Below are 2,225 nucleotides of genomic sequence, written 5' to 3'. Positions count from 1 at the left end.
GCAATCAAAGATGGTAATACTAATATTGATGGTCAACATAAATCAGGTACATCAGTTAAGGATCAACAAGATGCTGCTAAGAAGCAATTAGACGCTGAAGCTAACAAGATTAAACAAGACATCGATAACGACCCAACATTGAGTAAGTCAGCCAAAGATGCTCAAAAGGCCAAGATTGATAACGATGTTCAAGCTGGTAAGGATGCCATTGACAAGCAATCAAATGCTGATGGCATTAACCAAGCAATTGTTGATGCCAAGAAGGCTATTGATGGTGAACATGTTTCTGGTACTCCATTGTCAGACCAAAAGAAAACTGCTCAAGATCAATTAAATGCCCAAGCGGCTAAGATTAAGCAAGATATTGACAATGATGCCACATTAACAAGTGACCAAAAGAAGGCTCAAAAAGCTAACATTGACCAAGATGTTACAAACGGTATGAATGCTATTAATAGTGCAACCGACGCTGACGGTATTAATGATGCATTGAGTGATGCTAATAAGAAGGTTGCTGGTGAACACGTACCAGGAACATCAGTAGACAGTCAAAAGAGTAATGCAACTTCTCAATTAGATGCAGAAGCAAATAGTATTAAGGATAAAATCCAAAACGATGCAACATTAACTCAAGCTGAAAGGGATGCCCAAAAGGCTAAGGTTGATGCTGATGTTCAAACTGGTAAGCAAGCTATTAATAACGCAACAGATGCCGACAGCATCAACAAGGCGCTTAGTGATGCTAAGAATGCAATTGATGCTGACTACAAACAAGGAACATCACTAGATACTCAAAAATCTGATGCTAAGAATGCAATTGATGCTGAAGCTAAAGCTACAAAAGATAAAATTGATGCTGATAAGACATTAACTAATGCTGAAAAGCAAGCTCAAAAGAATAAAGTTGATTCTGACGCTCAAGCTGGTAAAGATGAAATTGATAATGCTAAAGATGCAGACAGTATCAACAAAGCAGTTAGTGATACTAATACTCAAGTTGATAAAGACCATCAACAAGGTGCGTCAGTAGATAGCCGAAAATCAGCTGCTAAGAAGCAACTAGACGACCAAGCAGCTAAGGTTAAGAACGACATCGCAAACGATGTAACGTTAACTAAGGCAGAAAAAGATGCCCAAACTGCTAAGGTGGATGCTGATAGGGAAGCTTCTGAAAAGGCTATCGACGCTGCCTCTGATGCTGAAGGTGTTAAGGAAGCAACTGATAATGGCAATAATAATATTTCTGGTGATCACAAAGCAGGTAAGTCAGTTGATGACCAAAAGTCCGTTGCTAAGAAACAATTAGAAGACCTAGCAGCTAAGACTAAGAACGATATCCAAAACGATGCGACATTAACTCAAGCTCAAAAAGATGCTCAAACTGCCAAGGTAGAAGCCGATAAGGAAGCTGCTGAAAAGGCTATCGACGCTGCCACTGATGCTGAAGGTGTCAAAGAAGCAACTGATAATGGTAACGATAAAATCAATGGTGACCATGTACCAGGTGAATCAGTTGATGACCAAAAGGCAGCTGCTAAGAAGTCATTGGACGACCAAGCAACTAAGATTAAACAAGATATCGCAAACGATGCGACATTAACCCAAGCCGAAAAAGATGCCCAAAGTGCCAAGGTTGACGCTGATAGAGAAGCCGGCGAAAAATCCATTGATAGTGCAACTAACGCCGATGACATCAACAAGTTAGTCAGTTACACTACAGGTAAAATCAATGGTGACCACGTTTCAGGCCAAGCCGTAGCTGATCAAAAGACAGCTAAGAAGAATGACTTAGATACAGAAGCAAACAAGGTTAAGGCAGCTATTGATGCTGATAACACATTAACTCAATCCGAAAAGGATGCTCAAAAGGCAGCCATCGATGCCGATGTTGACGCTGGTAAGAAGGCAATCGAAGCATCCTACGATGCTGAAGGTATCAAACAAGCTGTCGACAATAGTAACCAAAAGATTGATGGTGAACACAAATCAGGTACACCATTAGACACTCAGAAATCTGACGCTAAGTCACAAATGGATGCTGAAGCCAACAAGATTAAAAAAGCTATTGATGCTGATGACACTTTGACTAGTGCAGAAAAAGACGCACAAAAGAAGAATGTTGATGATGCTAATAAAGCTGCCCAAGCTAAGATTGATGATGCTTCAAATGCAGATGAAATTAACGGTGCAATCAAAGATGGTAATACTAATATTGATGGTCAACA

1 protein-coding gene is annotated in these 2,225 nt (G+C 40.0%); it reads left to right on the top strand.

Going from position 1 to position 2,225, the window contains the following annotated elements; translation table 11 throughout:
• Nucleotides 1–2,225, top strand: a 2,225-nt coding sequence (locus tag RZ78_RS05875) for a DUF1542 domain-containing protein (protein ID WP_155451858.1), incomplete at both ends; no start/stop codon positions are given.

The organism is Apilactobacillus kunkeei, from assembly GCF_001308195.1.
GTDB lineage: Bacteria > Bacillota > Bacilli > Lactobacillales > Lactobacillaceae > Apilactobacillus > Apilactobacillus kunkeei_C.
The sequence above is the reverse complement of the archived record's forward strand: the minus strand, read 5'-3'. Positions and strand labels throughout refer to the sequence as shown.